This is a genomic window from Kitasatospora sp. NPDC049285 (assembly GCF_040678815.1).
Classification (GTDB): Bacteria; Actinomycetota; Actinomycetes; order Streptomycetales; family Streptomycetaceae; genus Kitasatospora.
Genome location: NZ_JBFAQR010000067.1, coordinates 1 through 15,610 on the forward strand (window position 1 = coordinate 1; position 15,610 = coordinate 15,610).

Genomic DNA, 15,610 nt, shown 5'->3' on the forward strand with positions numbered 1-15,610 from the left:
CGCCCGGTTACATTCCGAACCCGGAAGCTAAGCCTCATAGCGCCGATGGTACTGCAGGGGGGACCCTGTGGGAGAGTAGGACGCCGCCGAACAATTCTTCATAGGCCGAGGCCCCAGCGATTCGCTGGGGCCTCGGCCTTTTTTGTTTGGTTTTCAGCAGGACAGACAGCCGGCCGAGGCGGTTCGGGCACCAGACGCGGTGCCGTACCGGATGCCGGACAATGGACAACACGGACGTTCCGGACCAAGCGGTCCGGGAGGCGTCCGGCCCCGCGCTGGTGTCGTAGACGGCACGTGGCGCCCCGAACGCTCGCAGTAAGCAGACAGAGGAGTCACCAGCATGTCGAACCCGCCCCAGGACCGGCCCGAGCGCCGCAATGACGGTGGCCGGGGGTACGAGCCCCGGTCGCGTGGGGGCTGGTCGAACGACCGTGGCCCGCGTCGTGACGACCGTGGCGAAGGCGGCGGCTACCGCGGCCGGGACGACCGTGGTGACCGCGGTGGGTACCGCGGCCGTGACGACCGCCCGTCCGGCGGCGGTGGCTACGGCCGTGACGACCGCCAGCAGGGTGGCGGTTACCGGGGTCGGGACGACCGTCCCCAGGGTGGCGGCGGCTACCGTCCCCGTGAGGACCGTCCGCAGGGCGGTGGCGGCTACCGCGGCCGTGACGACCGTCCGCAGAGCTTCGACCGGGGTGGCGAGCGCGGTGGGTACCGTGGCCGCGACGACCGTCCGCAGGGCGGTGGCGGCTACCGTCCGCGTGAGGACCGTCCGCAGGGCGGGGGTGGCTTCCGTCCGCGTGAGGACCGTCCGCAGGGCGGGGGTGGCTTCCGTCCGCGTGAGGACCGTCCGCAGGGTGGTGGCGGTTACCGGGGTCGGGATGACCGTCCGCAGGGCGGTGGCGGGTTCCGTTCGCGGGACGACCGTCCGCAGGGCGGTGGCTACCGTCCCCGTGAGGACCGTCCGTTCACCCGGGACCGGGATGACCGTGGTGGCTTCGAGCGTCGGGACGACCGTCCGCAGGGCGGTGGCTACCGTCCCCGTGAGGACCGTCCGCAGAGCTTCGACCGGGGTGGCGAGCGCGGTGGGTACCGTGGCCGCGACGACCGTCCCCAGGGCGGCGGCGGCTACCGTCCCCGTGAGGACCGTCCGCAGGGTGGTGGCGGTTACCGGGGTCGGGATGACCGTCCGCAGGGCGGTGGCGGGTTCCGTCCGCGTGAGGACCGTCCGCAGGGTGGTGGCTTCCGTTCCCGGGATGACCGTCCGCAGGGTGGCGGCGGCTACCGTCCCCGTGAGGACCGTCCGTTCACCCGGGACCGGGACGACCGCGGTGGGTTCGAGCGGCGCGATGACCGCCGGGATGACCGTGGTGGGTTCGAGCGTCGGGACGACCGTCCGCAGGGCGGTGGCTACCGTCCCCGTGAGGACCGTCCGCAGAGCTTCGACCGGGGTGGCGAGCGCGGTGGGTACCGTGGCCGCGAGGACCGTCCCCAGGGCGGCGGCTACCGCGGCCGCGACGACCGTCCCCAGGGCGGCGGCTACCGCGGCCGGGACGACCGTCCGCAGGGCGGCGGTGGGTACCGTGGCCGCGAGGACCGTCCCCAGGGCGGCGGCTACCGCCGGCGCGACGACCGGTCGCAGGGTGGCGGGTTCCGTGGCCGGGACGACCGGGGTGGCCGTGACGACCGCGGCGGGTTCCGCCGGGAGTACGACGAGCGCCAGCTGGAGCCGGTGAAGCGGCTGCCGATTCCGGACGACGTGACCGGGTTCGAGATCGACGCGGACGTGCGGCAGGACCTGAAGAGCCTGCCGAAGACGCTCGCGGACGACGTCGCGCGGAACCTGGTGATGGTGGCCCGCCTGCTCGACAGCGAGCCGGAGGAGGCCTACAACTACTCGCGGGTCGCGCTGCGGCTGGCGTCGCGGGTGGCGAGCGTGCGCGAGGCGGCCGGTTTCGCGTCGTACATGACGCAGCGGTACGCGGAGGCGCTGACGGAGTTCCGGGCGGCGAAGCGGATGACCGGGCGGGCGGACCTGTGGCCGGTGATGGCTGACTGCGAGCGTGGTCTGGGTCGTCCGGAGCGGGCGCTGACGATGGCCGGCGAGCCCGAGGTGAAGCAGCTGGACAAGGCCGGCCAGGTCGAGATGCGGCTGGTCGCGGCCGGTGCCCGGGCTGACCTCGAGCAGTTCGACGCGGCCGTGGTGACGCTGCAGAGCCCCGAGCTGGCGTCCTCGGCGATCCACCCGTGGACGGCGCGGCTGCGGTACGCGTACGCCGACGCGCTGATCGCGGCGGGCCGTGAGGACGAGGCCCGGGAGTGGTTCGTGAAGGCCGTCGAGGCGGACACGGACGGCACCACCAACGCGGCGGAGCGGCTGGCCGAGATCGACGGCATCGAGTTCACCGACGCGCTGGACGAGGACGCCGAGCACGAGGACGACGCGGCGGAGGCCCCGGCGCGTCGGCAGATCGACAAGGACGACATCGGCGACGACCGGATGATCTTCGAGGACGAGGAGGACGTCGAGGAGTTCTACGACGAGGACGACCTCGAGGTCGACGAGGACTACGACGAGTCGGAGTTCAAGGACCAGCCGAAGGGCTGAGTCCGTCCGGCGTCGGATTCCTGACGCGTGATCAGAAGGCCCCCGCTCCGGGACGGAGCGGGGGCCTTCTGCGTGGTGGCGCCGGCGCGGGTCAGCCGAGGGTGAGGGAGCGCAGGACCAGGCCGGTGGCGGGCTTGGGGCCGAAGGAGGTGGACTTGCGCGGCATGGTGACGCCCTGCTCGGCGAGCCGGCGGACGACGCGTTCCTCGACCGGGTGGAGCAGCACGGCGGTGCCGCCGGTGCGGGCGGCCTCGCGGACGGCGGCCTCGGCGGAGTGCAGGTAGCCGATGTGCTCGGGGCTGTCGGGGATCCGCCAGGTGCGGTCGAGCAGGACCTCGTGCAGGACGGTGGCGTCGAGACGGCGCCATTCCTCGGGGCGGTCGGTGCGGACGGCGGTGGCGAGGGTCTTCTCGTCGGGGCCGGTGACCAGGGTGTAGCGGTGGTCGCCGGCGGTGAGCAGGAAGGCGTTGGGTGCGTCGGGTTCGGCGCCGCGGGCCTCGGCGAGCACCTTGAGGGCGTCGGGGAGGGGGACGTCGAGCTCGGTGGTCCGCCAGACGGCGGGGTCGAGGGCGGCGAGGGCGTCGTGCAGCGGGAGGCGCTGGAGGACGCGGTGGATGGCGCGGACCCGCAGCGGGTAGCGGTCGGTGTCGACCAGCAGGACCAGGCCGCGGTCCCAGGGGCTGCGCGGCAGGTGGCGGTGTTCGCGCTGCAGGCGCAGGTACATCTCCCAGCGGTGGTGGCCGTCGGCGATCAGGGCGCGGCAGGTGGCCAGGTCGCGGCTGATCTCGGCGAGTTCGGTGGCCTCGGTGATGGCCCAGAGCCGGTGGTGGGTGCCGTCGCTGGTGGTGGTGGCGAGCAGCGGGGCGCCGCTGACGGCGCGTTCGATCGCGGCGGCGGCGCGGCCGTTGCCGCGGTAGGTGAGCAGCAGCGGTTCGAGGTTGGCGCGGGTGGTGCGCATCAGGCCGACCCGGTCGGCGACGGGTTTGGGCATGACGTCCTCGTGCGGGAGGACGACGCCGGCTTCGGGGCCGCTGACGGCGAGGGCTCCGATCAGTCCGCGTTGGAGGGATTCGCGGCCGCCGGTGGTGGTGCGCTGCTCGTAGACGTAGAGCGCGGGCCGCGGGTCGGCGACCAGGACGCCCTCGCGCTGCCAGTCGTGCAGCAGGCGGGCGGCGTGCCGGTAGCGGGTGTCGCGGTCGGGGCGGTCGCCGGCGTCCTCGGGTTCGGGGCGGGGCAGGATGAGGCGGACGATGTTGTGCGGGTCCGCGGTCTCGAGGTCGAGGCGTCGTCCGGGGTCGACCACGTCGTAGGGCGGTGAGGTCACGGCGGCCAGGCCGCCGACCTTGTGCGGGTCGTAGCGCAGACCGCGGAACGGGGACAGGGACAGCCCAGCGGTGGCGACGTGCCCGGGGTCTCCGGGGCCGCCCGAGGGCTCAGCGCCGCTTTCGGCACGGGGGGCACTCATCTTGGGCATGTTAGTCGGGTAGTCCTTGTTGGGAGATCACGATGTGCCAGGCCGTCCAGGTCGTGGCGGGCTGGTGGAGAGCGGGGCGAGCACGGTGACCGGTGGTGGTCGTGAGCACGGGCGTTCGAACGACGACAGCGCGGGCCGGGTGGAGGGCATTCCCGGTGGCGGGGTGAATGGTACGGAGCCGGTGGGCGGGGCGGAGGATGTGGACGGTGGCGGCGAGGTGAATGGTGCGGCGGGCCTGCCGGAGGGCGGGGTGTACGACTGGTTCCGGCGCGGGGTGCGCTTGTTGGAGGAGCGGCATCCGGCGGCCGCGGTGCAGTTGCTGGTGCGGGCGGCGGAGGCGGAGCCGGGGTCGCGGTCGATCCGGGAGGCGTTGGCGCGGGCGCAGTTCGACGCGGGGCACCATGCGGCGGCGTTGGAGAACTTCCGGGCGGTGGCGTTGGCCGATCCGTCGGACGACTACGCTCAGTTCGGCTGGGGCGTGGCCGCGGCCCGGCTGGGGGACTTCGAGACCTCGGCCGAGCACCTGGCGCTGGCGGTGGCGATGCAGCCGTCCAACGCGCACTACAGGTCGGCGCTGCGGCAGACCAGGGCGACGCTCGCGGCGCGGGCGGGGGCGTGGGGTCCGCTGCTGCCGGGGGCGCCGGGGTTCCTGGCGCCGCCGGAGGAGCCGGGCGACGACGCCCGGGCCGGGCACGGCGGGTGACGGTGTGTCACCTTTCGTCGGCCGCGATGACGAATGACGGCGGATGACGGGACGAGGTAGAGCAGGATGACGGAGAACGCCGGCGAGGTCTGGACCGCTCCGGGAGGCAGCGCGCAGCCGCTGACCGCGGTGTACGACACGGCGCTGCTGGATCTGGACGGTGTGGTGTACGCCGGTCCGGATGCGATCGAGTACGCGGTGGAGTCGCTGGAGCGGGCCCGGGAGGCGGGGATGCGGTTGGCGTACGTCACCAACAACGCCTCGCGTCCGCCGCGGGTGGTGGCCGCGCACCTGACCGAGTTGGGGGTGCCGGCCGAGCCCGGGGACGTGATCAACTCGGCGCAGGCGGCGGCCCGGCTGGTGTCGGAGCGGGTGCCGGCGGGGTCGCGGGTGTTGGTGGTCGGCGGCGCGGGCTTGGTGGAGGCGGTGACCGAGCGGGGTCTGGTGCCGGTGCGTTCGCTGGACGAGGACCCGGCGGCGGTGGTGCAGGGCTACGACCCGACGGTGGGGTGGACGGATCTGGCGGAGGCCTCGTACGCGGTGGGCCGGGGCCTGCCGTGGGTGGCGTCGAACACCGACCTGTCGATCCCGACCGCGCGGGGCATCGCGCCGGGCAACGGCACGCTGGTGGCGGCGGTGGCCGCGGCGACGGGCGTCCAGCCGGAGGTGGCGGGCAAGCCGCTGCCGCCGATGCACCGGGAGACGGTGCTGCGGACGGGTGCGAAGCGTCCGCTGGTGGTGGGGGACCGGTTGGACACCGACATCGAGGGCGCGTTCAACGGCGGCGTGGACAGCCTGCTGGTGTTCACCGGGGTGACCACGGTGGAGTTGCTGCTGGCGGCGCCGGTGCAGCACCGTCCGACGTACCTGTCGCAGGACCTGCGCGGGCTGCTGGAGCCGCAGCCGGAGGTCGCGCCGGTCGGGGCCGGTGCGTTCCGCTGCGGCGGCTGGGAGGCCCGGGTGGACTCCGGTGCGCTGGCGCTGACCGGTGGGGGCGAGCGGATGGACGCGATCCGGGCGCTGTGCGCGGCGGCCTGGACGCACGCGGACGCGACCGGCGAGGTGCCGGACGGTGCGAAGGCGCTCGCGTCGCTGTGACGGCCGGGTGGCCTGCCGCCGCTAGGGGCGGAGCGGCGGCGGGTACACCGGGGCGGGGGGACCGGTGGCGGCCTGCGGGGCGCCGTCCGGTCGACGGTTCTGCCGATGAGGGGGAGATCGGTGGCGAGTCGGTGGCAGGCCTCGGCGCTGGCCGCGTGTGCGGTGCTGGTCGCGGTGGTGTGTACGGCGGAGCCGGTGGGCCGGGCGGACGGGGTGGGGGGCGGGCATCCGCGGGTGTACCGGCCGGAGCAGTGGGCGGATCTGAACGCGAAGCTGCGCGAGCACGTCGGCGTGGGGCCGAATCCGCTGGTGGACGGCACCCAGCGCCTGGTCTACCGGGACCGGTACGCGGCGTCGTTCACGTTCACGACGGTGGACGGCTCCTGGTGCTTCGGCACCATCCGGATCGAGGACGGGTGGATGTCGGTCTGCTATCCGCCGGGCGGCCCCGAGCCGGACGCCGAGCCTTCGGCCTCGCGGTCGTACTTCGACGCCGCCCACACCCACGGCGCGGGCGGGCCGTGGATGCAGGCGGTCATCACCACCCACGAGGAGCTGCTGGGATTCGACTGCGGCGGCCACCCGGCGCTGCTGGTTCCGTTCGGACCGGACCCGTCGTCGTCCGATCCGCGCCGCGCCTACGCGGTCCTGACGGACCGTCGGCTGACGGGCCGGGCGGTGCTGCGGGTGCACCGGGCCGCCGGGGACGCGGTGGAGCTGATGCCGTTGCCCGACCCCGGCGAGGTCGGGCCCGACCAGCTGTGGGTGTGCTGACCGAAGCCCCGGCTCAGAGCAGGCTGCGCAGGCGCAGCAGGTCGCGGAAGCTCGCGTCGAGCTTGAGGCGGCCGGTGGCCCAGGCGGTGGGGAACGGGAGCTTGCCGTCGACCAGGGCGACCAGGTCGTCGCCGGTGGTGGTGAGGCGGATGTCGGCCTTGGTGAGCGGCGCGCCGGGGGACTCGACGATGTCGGCCAGTCGACCCTCGGTGAGACGGCCGGAGAAGGTCAGGTCGAGGTCGAGCAGGTGGCAGCTGAGCGAGCGGTCGAGGGCGGCGGCCTTCTGCACGTTGCCGTCGGCGGCGGCGAGGTTGCGGCTGAGCTGCTCCAGTGCGGCGCGGCACTCCTCGATGGTGGCCATGTCTGCGGCTTGCTCCCGTCGGTGGTCGTTCGACCCTCCACGCTAGCGCAGGGCGCACGGCGGGGGCCGGGAGGCGGTAGCGTCGGTGCCGGGCAGCCCGAAAGGCAGTCAGTCGGTAAGGCAGTCGGTAGGACGGTCGGAGCGGCGAGGAGGCGTACGGATGCTGCGGGATGCGGTGCGGGGCGTGGTGGTGGTCGCGGCGGAGTTCGCCGAGGAGGCGGGCCGGCGGGTGCTGGGTGCCGCGGAGGAGCTGCTGCAGCGCGGCCAACTCGGCCCTGTGGTGGACCAGTTGCGTACCCTCGCGGAGGAGACGGTGACGGCCGGCCGGGCCGGCGTCGACCTGGTCGGCGGGGTGGCACGGAGCGAGGCCGAGCGGGTCTTCGAGCGGGTCGGCGATCAGGTGGTGAAGGTGGGCGTGGTGCTCAGCTTCCTGGAGTCGAAGCTCCGCGAGGTCGATCAGGAGGCGCCGGCGGAGGAGCAGCCGGCCGCCGCTCCCGAGGAGCCGCCGGTCCGTCCGGCGGCCCGTGCGCAGGGGCTGTTCGACGCGGGGTGGGACGCCAAGCCGGCTGAGCCCGAGCCGGAGGCGGCGTCCGTGGGGGAGCGGACGGCGGCCGGGCGCAGCGCGGCGAAGCGGACGGCGACGGCGAGGAAGGCCGCGGCGCGCAAGGCCCCGGCGGGTTCGGCGAGCGGCGTGAAGCGGGCGGCGAAGCGCGTGGCGGCCGGGGCGGGTGCTGACGGTGCGTCGGCCGCGCCGCGGAAGGCTGCTGCCAAGCGGGCGACGCCGGGTCAGCCGGCGGCGGCCCGGAAGACCGCGACGGCGCGGGGCGCGGCGACCGGCGGCGCGGATTCTGCGGCGCAGGCACCGGTGAAGAAGACGACTGCGAAGACGGCGGTGAAGAAGACGACCGCGAAGACGGCGGCGACGAAGACGGCGGCGGCGAGGACGGCGACCGCGAAGACGGCGGCGTCGGGCAGGACGGCTTCGGACACGTCGACCGCGAAGACGGCGGCGGCGAGGACGACGGCTTCGGGCACTACGGCTGCAGGGACGCCGGCGGCGAAGAAGGCGCCGGCTCGGAAGGCCGCGGCGGCGAAGTCGGCGGTGGGCGAGGCGTCGCCCGGGGCGGGGGCTCCGGCGAAGAAGGCCGCGAGCGGGCGGAAGGCTGCCGCGAAGAAGGCGTCCGGGGGTGGCGGTGGTGAGTGAGCCGGAATGGACCGGGGAGCCCGCGGTGGACGAGGCACTGGCCCGGCTGGGGGAGCTGGGCGGGGTGGGGACGGGGGAGCGGGTCGAGGTGTACGAAGATGTCCATGCGCGGCTTGCCGCGACCTTGGCGGCGTTGGACCGCGAGGGGTGACCGTGGAATGTGGGAGCTGACGTAGTAGTGGCAGTGGCACGACGCCGTCTGGACGCGGAGCTGGTGCGCCGGAACCTGGCCAGGTCGCGGGAGCACGCGAGTGAGCTGATCGCGGCGGGCCGGGTGACGGTGGGCGGGACGGTGGCGACGAAGCCCGCGACGCAGGTGGAGACCGCGGCGGCGGTGGTGGTGGCGAAGGACGACGCGGACCCGGAGTACGTCTCGCGGGGCGGTCACAAGCTGGCCGGGGCGTTCGCGGCGTTCGTGCCGCAGGGCCTGGTGGTCGAGGGCCGGCGGGCGCTGGACGCGGGCGCGTCGACGGGCGGGTTTACCGACGTGCTGCTGCGCGCGGGGGCGGCCGGGGTGCTGGCGGTGGACGTCGGCTACGGGCAGCTCGCGTGGTCGCTGCAGAGTGACGACCGGGTGACGGTGATGGACCGCACCAACGTGCGGGAGCTGACGCCGGAGCTGATCGGCGGTGAGCTGGTGGACCTGGTGGTCGGCGACCTGTCGTTCATCTCGCTGGGCCTGGTGCTGCCGGCCCTCGCGGGCTGTGCGGCGCCGGACGCGGATCTGGTGCTGATGGTGAAGCCGCAGTTCGAGATCGGCAAGGAGCGACTGGGGTCGGGCGGCGTGGTGCGTTCGCCCGAGCTGCGGGCGGAGACGATCCGTCAGGTGGCCGAGCAGGCCTGGCGGCTGGGCCTGGGGGTGCGGGCGGTGACGGCCTCGCCGCTGCCCGGGCCGTCGGGGAACGTGGAGTACTTCCTGTGGCTGCGGCGGGACGCGGCGCAGCTGGATCCGGCCGCCGCTGCCCGGGCTGTGGCCGAGGGGCCCAAGTAGGGTACTTGGCAGACGTCCGAACGCCCCGCAGACTGGCAGGTCGCGACCGGGCCGTGGACGTCCCGGCAGGCGTAGGGAGAGGGCAGCGGGCAATGAGCGATCGTCGTACGGTCTTCCTGATCGCACACACCGGCCGGGAGGCGGCCCTGCGCAGCGTCGAGGGGCTGGTGGACGGCCTGCTGAAGGCGGGGATCCGGATCCGGCTGCTCGCCGCCGAGGCGGTGGGACTGGACCTGCCCGAGGGGGTGGAGCTGGTGCCCGGCGGGCACGGCGCGGCGGACGGCTGCGAGCTGATCCTGGTGGCGGGCGGTGACGGGACGCTGCTGCGCGGGGCGGAGCTGGCCCGCGAGTCGGGGCTGCCGATGCTGGGCATCAACCTGGGTCGGGTGGGCTTCCTCGCGGAGGCCGAGCGGGACGACCTGGCGGTGGTGGTCGAGCGGGTGGTGAAGGGCGACTACGAGGTCGAGGAGCGGATGACGATCGACGTGCTCGTCCGCACCAACGGCGACGTGGTGCACGAGGACTGGGCGCTGAACGAGGCCTCGGTGGAGAAGGCGGCGCGGGAGCGGATGCTGGAGGTGGTCACCGAGGTGGACGGCCGCCCGGTGTCCAACTTCGGCTGCGACGGGGTGGTGCTGTCCACGCCGACCGGGTCGACGGCGTACGCGTTCTCCGGGGGCGGGCCGGTGGTGTGGCCGGAGGTGGAGGCGCTGCTGATGGTGCCGATCTCCGCGCACGCGCTGTTCGCCCGTCCGCTGGTGACCTCGCCGGACTCGGTGCTGGCGGTGGAGGTGCAGCCGAAGACCCCGCACGGGGTGCTGTGGTGCGACGGCCGGCGGTCGGTGGAGCTGCCCGCCGGTGCGCGGGTGGAGGTGCGGCGCGGCAAGACGCCGGTGCGGCTGGCGCGGCTGCACCGCGCGCCGTTCACCGACCGGCTGGTGGCCAAGTTCGCGCTGCCGGTGGCGGGTTGGCGCGGGCGCTCGCAGAACCGCTGATCCGGCGGTGAACTGACGCCGGATCAGCCAGAGGTAAGGGCTTCGACTCAGAGGCTGGGCGGCGGTGCGTCGGCGCCCAGCAGGCTTTCGGTGCGGGCGAGTTCGGCGACGGCGGCGATCCGGTCGAGGGCGTCGGGGACGAGTGCGGCGGGCAGCGTGAGCGGCAGCCGCAGGTACTCCTCGAAGGCGCCGTCGATGCCGAACCGGGCGCCGGAGGCGATCCGCACGCCGGAGCGTTCGCCGGCCCGGGCGAGGGCGCTGGCGGGCAGGCCCGGGGTGGCCGCCCACAGCGCCAGGCCGCCCGGCGGGAGGGTGAACTCCCAGGCGGGGAAGCGCTGCTGGAGCGCCCGGCCGAAGGCGTGGGCGGTGGCGCGCAGTTGCTCGTGGCGCGCGGCGCGGATCGCGGGCAGGTGGTCGGTGAGCAGCCGGGCGGCGATCAGCTGCTCGAGGACCGGGGTGCCGAGGTCGTACAGCGCCCGGTCGGTGGCCAATTTCCGTACCAGGGAGGGTTGTCCGCGCAGCCAGCCGATCCGCAGGCCGGGCCAGAGCACCTTGCCGGCGGAGCCGACGGTGACCACCTGGGCGTCGCGGTCGAGGGCGGCGAGCGGGCGGGGGAGGGCGGATTCGGCGACGTCCCAGCCGAGTTCGGCGCAGGTCTCGTCGGCGATCACGGTGGTGCCGGCGGCGCGGGCGTGGGCGAGCAGGGCGCGGCGCTGGTCCTCGTCGATCAGCGCGCCGGTGGGGTTCTGGAAGTCGGGGATGGTGGACGCCAGTCGGGGTGCGGCGCCGCGGAGCACCCGCTGCCACTGGGCGAGGTCCCAGGTCGTCCGCCCGGTGGGGTCGGTGGCGAACGGGACGGGCACCAGGCGGGCGCCCTGGCGGTCCAGGGCGCGCAGGGTGTTGGCGTAGCCGGGCGCTTCGACGGCGACCCGGTCGCCGCGGCCGAGCAGGGCGTGGTGGACCAGGTGCAGGGCGCTCATCGCGCCGGTGGTGACCAGGATCTGGTCGGGTGCGGTGGGCAGGCCGCGTTCGGTGTAGCGGCGGGCGACGGCCTCGCGCAGCACGGGCAGCCCGGTCGGGTAGTTGCCGTGCCCGGCGGCGTACGCGGGGAGCTGCTCGACCGCGTGGGCGGCGGCCTCGGCGAGTTGCGGCGGGGCGGTGGGGGCGGCCAGGCCGAGGTCGAGGACGGTGTCGTGCTGGTCGGGGGAGACCGGGTGCAGGGCGTCGCCGGGCGGGCGGGTGCCTTCGGGCAGGGCGGTCCAGCTGCCGGCGCCGCGCCGGGAGCGCAGGTAGCCGTCGGCGCGCAGGGCCTCGTAGGCGGCGGCGACGGTGGTGCGGCTGAGCGAGAGTTCGGCGGCGAGTTCGCGTTCGGCGGGCAGCCGGGTGCCGACCGGGAGGCGGCCGTCGGCGACCAGCCGGGAGACCTGGGCGGCGAGGGCGCGGTAGGCGGGGCGGCGGGCCTCGGGCTGCGGGGCGGCGCGCAGCTGCCGGGCGAGCGCGGGCGGGGTCAGCGTGGTGTGCCACTCGGCCACGGTTGCGGTCCACTCGGTTCGGATTGGCCCTGTCGGGATGCTCGGTGGACTGCCCATAGTGCTCTTCGAGGAGCTCTCGGAGCAAGAAGAGGAGTCCACCCCGATGGCCGTGTCCCTGCCCTTTCCCGGCCGGCTCGCCGGACTGTCCGGCCGCCGCCTGCCCCGCCGCCTGGCCCAGCTCGCCGTCGGGCTGACCCTGTACGGCGTCTCGATGGGCCTGATGCTGCGCGCCTCGCTCGGCGGCAACCCGTGGGACGTGCTGCACCAGGGCCTGGCCCGGCACGTCGGCCTCAGCGTCGGCTCCTGGGTGACCGTGGTCGGTGCGCTGGTGCTGCTGCTGTGGATCCCGCTGCGGCAGCGGCCCGGTGTCGGGACGGTCGGCAACGTGCTGGTGCTGGGCGCGGCGATGGACGTCACCCTGCACCTGGTGGCGGCGCCGCACGCGCTGGCGCTGCGGGTGCCGCTGCTGGCCGCCGGGATCCTGCTCAACGCCGTCGCCACCGGCCTGTACATCGGTGCCCGGCTCGGCCCGGGCCCGCGCGACGGGCTGATGACCGGGCTGCACCGCCGCACCGGCCGCTCGGTGCGGCTGATCCGCACCGGCATCGAGGTGACCGTGCTGACGGCGGGCGTCCTGCTCGGCGGCACCTTCGGCGTCGGCACCGTCGCGTACGCGCTGGCGATCGGCCCGCTGGTGCAGGTCCTGCTGCCGCGTCTCGCGGTGCCCGAACCGGCCGCGGCGAGGTAGCCGTCCGCCGCCACTCAGGTGTGAATGGGGCGGCGGTCGTCGCGGAGCGACGGTGGAACCTCGTAAGGTCAGGTCCGTGTTGGACGAAATGCGGATACGGGATCTGGGCGTCATCGACGATGCGGTGGTCGAACTCGCCCCCGGCTTCACCGCCGTCACCGGCGAGACCGGCGCGGGCAAGACCATGGTGGTGACCAGCCTGGGGCTGCTGCTCGGCGGCCGGGCCGACCCGGCGCTGGTGCGCAACGGCTCGGAGCGGGCGGTGGTCGAGGGCCGGCTCTCCCTCGACCCGAAGTCCGCGGTGGTGGCGAGGGCGCTGGAGGCCGGCGCGGAGCTCGACGCCGGCGAACTGCTGATCAGCCGCACCGTCTCCGCGGAGGGCCGCTCCCGGGCGCACGTCGGCGGCCGCTCGGTGCCCGTGGGCCTGCTCGCCGAGCTCGGCGAGGAACTGATCGCCGTGCACGGCCAGACCGACCAGCAGCGCCTGCTGCGCCCGTCCCGGCAGCGCGGCGCGCTCGACCGGTACGCGGGGGAGGCGGTCGCCGAGCCGCTGGGGCGCTACCGGGAGGTGTACCGCCGCCTGCGGGAGGTCTCGGCGACGCTGGAGGAGCTGACCACCCGGGCCCGCGAACGCGCCCAGGAGGCCGACCTGCTGCGCTTCGGGCTGGAGGAGGTCGCCGCCGCCGAACCCGTCGCCGGGGAGGACGTCGAACTCGCCGCCGAGGCCGAACGCCTCGGCCACGCCGACGCGTTGTCCTCCGCCGCGACCCTCGCCCACGCCGCCCTCGCGGGCGACCCCGCCGACCCGGAGGGCGTCGACGCGGGCACCCTGCTGGCCCAGGCCCGGCGCGCCGTCGACGCCGTCCGCCACCACGACGAGCGACTCGCCGGCCTCGCCGAGCGGCTCGGCGAGATCGGCTACCTGCTGGCCGACGTGGCCGGCGACCTCGCCGGGTACGCCGACGACCTGGACGCCGACCCGGTGCGGCTGGCCGCCGTCGAGGACCGCCGCGCCGTCCTCGCCCACCTGGTCCGCAAGTACTCCGGCGGCGAGGGCACCCTCGCCGAGGTGATCGCCTGGGCCGAGGCCGGCTCGGTGCGGCTGCTCGAACTCGACGGCGACGACGAGCGGATCGACGAGCTCGGCGCCCGGGAGACCGAGCTGCGCGCCGAGTTGGCCGACCTGGCGGCCGAGGTGTCCGCCGCCCGGCACGCCGCCGCCGACAAGTTCGCCGCCGCGGTCTCCACCGAACTCGCCGAACTCGCCATGCCGCACGCCCGGGTGACCTTCGCGATCTCCCAGGTCGACGACCTGTCGGGGATCGAGATCGAGGGCCGCACCGTCGCCTACGGCGCGCACGGCGTCGACGAGGTCGAGGTGCTGCTCGCCCCGCACCCCGGCGCGCAGCCCCGCCCGATCGCCAAGGGCGCCTCCGGCGGTGAGCTCTCCCGCGTGATGCTCGCGGTCGAGGTGGTCTTCGCGGGCGCCGACCCGGTGCCGACGTACCTGTTCGACGAGGTCGACGCCGGCGTCGGCGGCAAGGCCGCCGTCGAGATCGGCCGCCGGCTGGCCAAACTCGCCCGCAGCGCCCAGGTCGTGGTGGTCACTCACCTCCCGCAGGTCGCGGCCTTCGCCGACCGGCACCTGGTGGTGGAGAAGACCAACGACGGCACGGTCACCCGGTCCGGTGTGAAGACCCTCAGCGACGAGGAGCGGGTCCGTGAACTCTCCCGCATGCTCGCCGGGTTGGAGGACTCCGAGCTGGGCCGGGCGCACGCCGAGGAACTGCTGGAGGCGGCCCGCACCGCCCGAGCGCGCTGACCCGCCCGGGTCCTGGGCGCAGCGCCCGGGGCCCGGCGACGCGCCCGCATCCGGGGCCGACTGTCCAAGAGCCCGCCCAACCTGGCATCGTGGCGGCTGGACACCGCCAGTTACGAGTCGGAGCGAGACAGACGTGGACCCTTCCGCCGCCCGGGCCGCCGCAGCCCCCCAGCTGCACGTGGTGCTCGTCCTGGCCGCCGCGACCGGCGGGATCGGTGCGCACGTGCGCTCCCTCGCGCAGGGCCTGGTCGCGCACGGGGTGTCGGTGACGGTCTGCGCGCCCGAGGGCACTGACGACCTGTTCGGCTTCAGCAAGGCCGGCGCCCGGCTGCACGTCGTCGACATCACCCCGACCGCCGGCGCCCGCAGTGACGCCACCGCGATCGGCGAACTGCGCCGCGCCTTCACCGGTGCGGACGTGGTGCACGCCCACGGCATGCGGGCCGCGCTGCTGTCAGATCTGGCGCTGCGCACCGCCGGCCGCTTCCCGGGCCTGCGCCCGGAGACCCCGCTGGTGGTCACCTCGCACCACGCGATGCTCGCCACCGGCATGGAGCGGCGGCTGCAGCGGCTGATGGAGCGTCGGGTGGTGCGCGCCGCCGACCTGGTGCTCGGCGCCTCCTCCGACCTGGTCGCCCGGGCCCGTGAACTCGGCGCCACCGACGCCCGGCTCGGCCCGGTCGCCGCGCCGCCGATCCCGCCGGGCCTGCTCGACCGGGCGGCGGCCCGCGCCGCGCTGCCCGGCGGCGCGGACGACGACCGCCCGGTGGTCCTGGCGATCGGCCGGCTGGTCCCGCAGAAGTGCTTCTCGCTGCTGCTGGACGCCGTCCCGTCCTTCGCCGCGCCCGGCGAGCCGATGCCCCGCGTGCTGCTGGCCGGCGACGGCCCCGAGCGGCAGGCGCTGCGCGAGCGGATCGCCGCCGAGCGGCTCCCGGTCGCGCTGCTCGGCTACCGCACCGACATCCCCGACCTGCTGGCCGCCGCCGACCTGGTGGTGCTCTCCTCGCGCTGGGAGGCCCGTTCGCTGGTCGCCCAGGAGGCGATGCGGGCGGGCGTCCCGGTGGTCGCCACCGCGGTCGGCGGGGTGCCCGAACTGGTCGGCGACGCCGCCGTGCTGGTTCCGTTCGCCGACCGGCGCGCCCTCGGCGGCGCCGTCCGCGAGCTGCTCGCCGACCCCGCCCGCCGCGCCAAACTCGCCGACGCCGGCCGCGCCCAGTCGCGCACCTGGCCGGACGAGGCGGCCACCGTCGCCCAAGTGCTCAGCATCTACGACGAACTGGTGCAGCGTCGGAAGTAGCGC

General features: G+C 75.1%; 15 protein-coding genes and 1 rRNA gene. 13 read left to right on the forward strand and 3 right to left on the reverse strand.

The window, feature by feature from the left end; all coding sequences use genetic code 11:
- The 3 genes from rrf to AB0K51_RS29595 all read left to right on the forward strand — a co-directional run.
- A 5S ribosomal RNA gene (gene rrf, locus AB0K51_RS29585) occupies window positions 1-92 on the forward strand; the annotation flags it as partial.
- A 351-nt stretch (window positions 93-443) separates the two neighbouring features.
- Window positions 444-1,736, forward strand: a complete 1,293-nt coding sequence (locus AB0K51_RS29590) for a hypothetical protein (protein ID WP_363460395.1) — start codon at window positions 444-446, stop codon at window positions 1,734-1,736.
- Window positions 1,733-2,608 (forward strand): tetratricopeptide repeat protein, encoded by an 876-nt coding sequence (locus tag AB0K51_RS29595; protein ID WP_363460397.1) that lies wholly within the window; start codon window positions 1,733-1,735, stop codon window positions 2,606-2,608. Before AB0K51_RS29590 ends, AB0K51_RS29595 begins: the two co-directional genes overlap by 4 nt.
- Before the next feature lie 91 nt (window positions 2,609-2,699).
- On the opposite strand, the gene AB0K51_RS29600 is transcribed toward AB0K51_RS29595, so the two are convergent.
- Window positions 2,700-4,073, reverse strand: a complete 1,374-nt coding sequence (locus AB0K51_RS29600) for a DUF1015 domain-containing protein (RefSeq protein WP_363460399.1) — start codon at window positions 4,071-4,073, stop codon at window positions 2,700-2,702.
- A 226-nt stretch (window positions 4,074-4,299) separates the two neighbouring features.
- Between AB0K51_RS29600 and AB0K51_RS29605 the strand changes: the two genes are divergently transcribed.
- The 3 genes from AB0K51_RS29605 (at window position 4,300) to AB0K51_RS29615 (ending at window position 6,657) form a co-directional block, all read left to right on the forward strand.
- Window positions 4,300-4,785, forward strand: coding sequence for a tetratricopeptide repeat protein (locus AB0K51_RS29605; protein WP_363460402.1), 486 nt, complete (start codon window positions 4,300-4,302; stop codon window positions 4,783-4,785).
- A 66-nt stretch (window positions 4,786-4,851) separates the two neighbouring features.
- Entirely contained in the window at window positions 4,852-5,883 is a 1,032-nt protein-coding gene (locus AB0K51_RS29610) for an HAD-IIA family hydrolase (protein ID WP_363460404.1), read from the forward strand.
- 120 nt (window positions 5,884-6,003) lie between these two features.
- On the forward strand, window positions 6,004-6,657 hold the full coding sequence (locus AB0K51_RS29615) for a hypothetical protein (protein WP_363460406.1): 654 nt from the start codon (window positions 6,004-6,006) through the stop codon (window positions 6,655-6,657).
- 13 nt (window positions 6,658-6,670) lie between these two features.
- On the opposite strand, the gene AB0K51_RS29620 is transcribed toward AB0K51_RS29615, so the two are convergent.
- Window positions 6,671-7,018 carry an SCP2 sterol-binding domain-containing protein gene (locus tag AB0K51_RS29620; RefSeq protein WP_363460408.1) on the reverse strand — a complete coding sequence of 116 codons (348 nt, stop codon included), beginning with the start codon at window positions 7,016-7,018 and terminating at the stop codon, window positions 6,671-6,673.
- 160 nt (window positions 7,019-7,178) lie between these two features.
- On the opposite strand from AB0K51_RS29620, the gene AB0K51_RS29625 reads away from it, so the two are divergent.
- The 4 genes from AB0K51_RS29625 (at window position 7,179) to AB0K51_RS29640 (ending at window position 10,208) form a co-directional block, all read left to right on the forward strand.
- Complete coding sequence (locus AB0K51_RS29625; protein ID WP_363460410.1) at window positions 7,179-8,222, forward strand: hypothetical protein; 1,044 nt, start codon at window positions 7,179-7,181, stop codon at window positions 8,220-8,222.
- On the forward strand, window positions 8,215-8,373 hold the full coding sequence (locus tag AB0K51_RS29630; protein WP_363460412.1) for a hypothetical protein: 159 nt from the start codon (window positions 8,215-8,217) through the stop codon (window positions 8,371-8,373). Before AB0K51_RS29625 ends, AB0K51_RS29630 begins: the two co-directional genes overlap by 8 nt.
- 33 nt (window positions 8,374-8,406) lie before the next feature.
- On the forward strand, window positions 8,407-9,213 hold the full coding sequence (locus tag AB0K51_RS29635) for a TlyA family RNA methyltransferase (RefSeq protein WP_363460414.1): 807 nt from the start codon (window positions 8,407-8,409) through the stop codon (window positions 9,211-9,213).
- A gap of 92 nt (window positions 9,214-9,305) precedes the next feature.
- Window positions 9,306-10,208, forward strand: coding sequence for an NAD kinase (locus tag AB0K51_RS29640; protein ID WP_363460416.1), 903 nt, complete (start codon window positions 9,306-9,308; stop codon window positions 10,206-10,208).
- Window positions 10,209-10,255: 47 nt separating this feature from the next.
- On the opposite strand, the gene AB0K51_RS29645 is transcribed toward AB0K51_RS29640, so the two are convergent.
- On the reverse strand, window positions 10,256-11,740 hold the full coding sequence (locus AB0K51_RS29645; RefSeq protein ID WP_363460418.1) for a PLP-dependent aminotransferase family protein: 1,485 nt from the start codon (window positions 11,738-11,740) through the stop codon (window positions 10,256-10,258).
- Window positions 11,741-11,843: 103 nt separating this feature from the next.
- On the opposite strand from AB0K51_RS29645, the gene AB0K51_RS29650 reads away from it, so the two are divergent.
- The 3 genes from AB0K51_RS29650 (at window position 11,844) to AB0K51_RS29660 (ending at window position 15,607) form a co-directional block, all read left to right on the forward strand.
- Window positions 11,844-12,488 carry a hypothetical protein gene (locus AB0K51_RS29650; RefSeq protein WP_363460420.1) on the forward strand — a complete coding sequence of 215 codons (645 nt, stop codon included), beginning with the start codon at window positions 11,844-11,846 and terminating at the stop codon, window positions 12,486-12,488.
- Window positions 12,489-12,576: 88 nt separating this feature from the next.
- Window positions 12,577-14,310, forward strand: coding sequence for a DNA repair protein RecN (recN, locus tag AB0K51_RS29655; RefSeq protein WP_363460454.1), 1,734 nt, complete (start codon window positions 12,577-12,579; stop codon window positions 14,308-14,310).
- A 133-nt stretch (window positions 14,311-14,443) separates the two neighbouring features.
- Window positions 14,444-15,607: a glycosyltransferase family 4 protein gene (locus AB0K51_RS29660; protein ID WP_363460422.1), complete on the forward strand. Its 1,164-nt coding sequence runs from the start codon at window positions 14,444-14,446 to the stop codon at window positions 15,605-15,607.
- Window positions 15,608-15,610 lie beyond the last annotated feature (3 nt).